Source organism: Falsiroseomonas sp. RANM36, assembly GCF_056682175.1.
Genome location: NZ_JBWXTD010000003.1, coordinates 1,396,863 through 1,401,533 on the forward strand (window position 1 = coordinate 1,396,863; position 4,671 = coordinate 1,401,533).

Annotated in this window: 4 protein-coding genes; all 4 read right to left on the reverse strand. The window is 69.0% G+C overall.

Features of this window, described 5'->3' with window-relative positions; translation table 11 throughout:
• Nucleotides 1-1,476: F0F1 ATP synthase subunit beta (gene atpD, locus AC1MIR_RS11550; protein WP_480028302.1), on the reverse strand; the 1,476-nt coding region annotated here is incomplete at its 3' end.
• Between the two features lie 13 nt (nt 1,477-1,489).
• Nucleotides 1,490-2,377, reverse strand: coding sequence for a F0F1 ATP synthase subunit gamma (locus AC1MIR_RS11555; protein WP_480028303.1), 888 nt, complete (start codon nt 2,375-2,377; stop codon nt 1,490-1,492).
• A gap of 23 nt (nt 2,378-2,400) precedes the next feature.
• Nucleotides 2,401-3,933 (reverse strand): F0F1 ATP synthase subunit alpha, encoded by a 1,533-nt coding sequence (gene atpA / locus AC1MIR_RS11560; protein WP_480028304.1) that lies wholly within the window; start codon nt 3,931-3,933, stop codon nt 2,401-2,403.
• 1 nt (nt 3,934) lies between these two features.
• Complete coding sequence (atpH, locus tag AC1MIR_RS11565) at nt 3,935-4,540, reverse strand: ATP synthase F1 subunit delta (protein ID WP_480028305.1); 606 nt, start codon at nt 4,538-4,540, stop codon at nt 3,935-3,937.
• Nucleotides 4,541-4,671: the final 131 nt, after the last annotated feature.

Consider the following 4,671-nt stretch of genomic DNA (forward strand, 5'->3'; position numbering starts at 1 on the left):
GGCGGGGGGTGTTGCGGCCACACCAAAGCCCACCAGTGGCGCCCGCCGGCGGCGGCCCGCCTTCAGGCTCTCGCCCTTCTTCACGGCGTCCTCGATCGTGCCGACCATGTAGAACGCCGCTTCCGGCAGGTGATCGTATTCGCCGGAGATGATCGCGGCGAAGCTGCGGATCGTGTCCTCCAGCTTCACGAAGACGCCGGGCGTGCCGGTGAAGACTTCCGCCACATGGAAGGGCTGGCTGAGGAAGCGCTGGATCTTGCGCGCGCGGGCGACGACCAGCTTGTCCTCTTCCGAGAGCTCGTCCATGCCCAGGATCGCGATGATGTCCTGCAGCGACTTGTAGGTCTGCAGGATGCGCTGCGTCTCGCGCGCCACGCGGTAGTGCTCCTCACCGACCACGCGCGGGTCGAGCGCGCGGCTGGTCGAGTCGAGCGGGTCCACCGCAGGGAAGATCGCCATCTCCGCGATGGAGCGCGACAGCACGGTGGTGGCGTCGAGGTGCGCGAAGGAGGTGGCCGGCGCCGGGTCGGTCAGGTCGTCCGCGGGCACGTAGATCGCCTGCACCGAGGTGATCGAGCCCTTCTTGGTCGAGGTGATGCGCTCCTGCAGCGCGCCCATGTCGGTGGCGAGCGTCGGCTGGTAGCCCACCGCGGAGGGGATGCGGCCGAGCAGCGCCGACACTTCCGCGCCCGCCTGGGTGAAGCGGAAGATGTTGTCGATGAAGAAGAGCACGTCCTGGCCCTGCTCGTCGCGGAAATACTCCGCCATCGAGAGGCCGGAGAGGGCGACGCGCGCGCGCGCCCCCGGCGGCTCGTTCATCTGGCCATAGACCAGCGCCACCTTTGAGCCGTCGGTGTCGTTCTCGTTCAGCTTGATGACGCCCGCGTCCACCATCTCGTGGTAGAGGTCGTTGCCCTCGCGCGTGCGCTCGCCGACGCCGGCGAAGACCGAGACGCCACCATGCGCCTTCGCGACGTTGTTGATCAGCTCCTGGATGGTGACCGTCTTGCCCACGCCGGCGCCGCCGAACAGGCCGATCTTGCCGCCCTTCAGGTAGGGGGCGAGCAGGTCGATGACCTTGATGCCGGTGACGAGGATCTCGGCGCTGGTCGCCTGGTCCTCGAAGGGCGGGGCGTCACGGTGGATGGTGTAGGACTTCTCGGCGGCGACCGGGCCACGCTCGTCGATCGGCTCGCCGATCACGTTCACGATGCGGCCGAGGGTGCCGTTGCCGACCGGCACGGCGATGCCGGCGCCCGTGTCGGTCACCTCGGCGCCGCGGACCAGGCCGTCGGTCGTGTCCATCGCGATGGTGCGGACCGTGCGCTCGCCGAGGTGCTGCGCGACCTCGAGCACCAGGGTCTGCTCGCCGATCTTCACCGTCAGGGCGTTCAAGATCGCAGGCAGTTCGGACGGGAACTGCACGTCCACGACGGCGCCGAGCACCTGCGTGACCTTGCCGACGTTGTTCTTCATGGCTGATGGCTCCTCAGACCGCCTCGGCACCGGAGATGATCTCGATCAGCTCCTTGGTGATGTTGGCCTGTCGCGTGCGGTTGTAGTTGAGCGTGAGCTTGTTGATCATCTCGCCCGCGTTGCGCGTGGCGTTGTCCATCGCGTTCATCTGGCTGCCGTAGAAGCCGGCGTTGTTCTCCAGGAGCGCGCGGTAGAGCTGGATCGCCAGGTTCCGCGGCAGCAGCGTGGCGAGGATCTCCTCCTCCGCCGGCTCGTATTCGTAGAGCGCCTGCGGGCCCGGCGCGGCCGGCGTCGCGGAGGCTTCGGGCAGCGGCGCCGGGATCAGGCGCTGCTCGGTCGCCACCTGCGTGATGACGGACTGGAAGCGGTTGTAGATCAGCGTGCAGACGTCGAACTCGCCGGCGTCGAGCATCGCGGTGATGCGCTCGGCCACTTCCTCGGCGTCCTCGAAGCCGATCCGCTTCTTCCCCATGAAGCTGATCTCGCCGACGATGTGGCGGGGGAATTCGCGCTTGAGGAAGGCGGCGCCCTTGCGGCCGACGCTCAGCACCTTGACGGTCTTGCCTTCGGCTTCCAGCGCACGGATGCGGTTGCGCGCGAAGCGACCGACATTCGTGTTGAAGGGCCCGGCGAGGCCGCGGTCGGCGGTGACGACGACCAGCAGATGCGTCTTCTCCGCCCCGGTGCCGACCAGCAGCTTCGGCGCGCCCGGCGTGCCGGCGACGGAGGCGCCGAGGGACGCCAGCATGCGCGCCATGCGTTCCGCATAGGGGCGCGCCTGCTCGGCCTGGGTCTGGGCGCGGCGGAGCTTCGCCGCCGCGACCATCTTCATGGCCTGCGTGATCTTGCGCGTGGACTTCACGCTGTTGATCCGGCCCCTGAGGGCCTTCAGGCTGGGCATCTCGCGCTACCTGGGGCCGGGGATCAGGCGAAGCTCTTGGCGAAGGCGTCGAGGAAGGCGACGAGCTTCTCCTCGGTGCCCTTCTTGATCTCGCGATCGGTGCGGATCGAGTCGAGGATGTCCGGCGCCCGGCTCTTGAGCTCGGAGAGCATCTGCCGCTCGAACTCGCCCACCTTGTTGACCGGGATCTTGTCGAGGTAGCCGCGCGTGCCGGCGAAGATCGCCGCCACCTGCTCCTCCACCGGGACGGGCTTGTACTGCGGCTGCTTCAGCAGCTCCGTCAGCCGCGCGCCGCGCGCCAGCAGGGCCTGCGTCGTCGCGTCCAGGTCGGAGGCGAACTGCGCGAAGGCCGCCATCTCGCGGTACTGCGCGAGCTCGAGCTTGATCTTGCCCGCGACCTGCTTCATCGCCTTGATCTGCGCCGCCGAGCCGACGCGCGAGACGCTGAGGCCGACATTCACCGCGGGGCGGATGCCCTTGAAGAAGAGTTCGGTCTCCAGGAAGATCTGCCCGTCCGTGATCGAGATCACGTTGGTCGGGATGTAGGCCGAGACGTCGCCGGCCTGCGTCTCGATGACCGGCAGCGCGGTGAGGGAGCCGGCGCCGAAATCGTCGTTCATCTTCGCCGCGCGCTCGAGCAGGCGGGAGTGCAGGTAGAACACGTCGCCCGGATAGGCCTCGCGCCCCGGCGGGCGGCGCAGCAGCAGCGACATCTGGCGATAGGCGACGGCCTGCTTGGACAGGTCGTCGTAGAAGATCACCGCGTGCATGCCGTTGTCGCGGAAATACTCGCCCATCGTGCAGCCGGTGTAGGGCGCGATGTACTGCATCGGCGCCGGGTCGGACGCCGTGGCGGCGACGACGATGGAATACTCCAGCGCGCCGTTCTCCTCGAGCGTCTTGACCAGCTGCGCGACGGTGGAGCGCTTCTGCCCGACCGCGACGTAGATGCAGTAGAGCTTCTTGCTCTCGTCGTCGCCGGCGTTGATCGGCTTCTGGTTGATGATGGTGTCGAGGATGACGGCGGTCTTGCCGGTCTGGCGGTCGCCGATGATCAGCTCGCGCTGGCCGCGGCCGATCGGGATCAGCGCGTCGATCGCCTTGATGCCGGTCTGCATCGGCTCATGCACCGACTTGCGCGGGATGATGCCCGGCGCCTTCACCTCGACGCGGCGGCGGTCGGTGAACTGGATCGGCCCCTTGCCGTCGATCGGGTTGCCGAGGCCGTCCACGACGCGGCCGAGCAGGCCCTTGCCCACCGGCACGTCCACGATCTCGCCCGTGCGGCTGACCGTGTCGCCTTCCTTGACGCCCTTGTCGTCGCCGAAGATCACGACGCCGACATTGTCGGTCTCGAGGTTGAGCGCCATGCCCTTGATGCCGGCGCCGGGGAATTCCACCAGCTCGCCGGCCATGACGTTCTGCAGGCCGTAGACGCGGGCGATGCCGTCGCCCACGGTCAGGACGGTGCCGACCTCGGCGACATTCGCCTCGGCGTCGAAGCCCTGGATCTGCTGCTTCAGGATCTCCGAGATCTCGGCAGGACGGATCTCCATGTCAGGCAGCCCCCTTCATCGCGTACTGCAGTCGCTGCAGCTTGGACTTGATCGAGTTGTCGTAAAGGCGCGAGCCGATGCGGACGACGAGGCCCCCGAGAAGCGAGGGATCCACGGTCTCCCGCAGCTGCACGCCGGAGAAGCCGGCTTCGGTCAGCCGCGCCACGACCTGGGCGCGCTGCGTGTCCGACAGCGGATGGGCGGTGTTGACATGCGCGATCTGCTGGCCGCGCCGCTCCGCCAGCAGCGCCCCGAAGGCGGCTGCCACGGCGGGAAGCTGGTTGAGCCGGCGGTTCATGATCAGCACGCCGAGAAGGTTGCGCACCTCGGTCCCGATGCCGGCCTTCTCCAGGATGGCGAAGGCGCCGCGGCGCTGCGCGGCGGCATCGAGGCGGGGATCGGCGACGAAGGCGCGGAAGCCGGCATCCTCCCGCCAGAGGCGGAACAGGCGCTCGAGATCGCCGCCGATGCGATCGGCGGCGCCGGGCTCCTTCTGCCGGAGGTCGTCCACGATGCCGAGCATGGCGAGCGCATAGCGCTCGGCCGCACCGGTCGGGTTCGGGGCCTGCGCGGAAGCGGAGGCGACATCGATGGAAGCGGAGGCCAAGGCGGTCCCGGTCCTGTGATTGGGCGGCACGCCGGCGCCCGCGCGGCCGGGGGAGCGCGCCCAGGGGATCGCCGGGACGCCCCCCCCGCCCCCCGCGCGGGGCGGAACCCCGGGGCGTTTGCGCGGGCCCC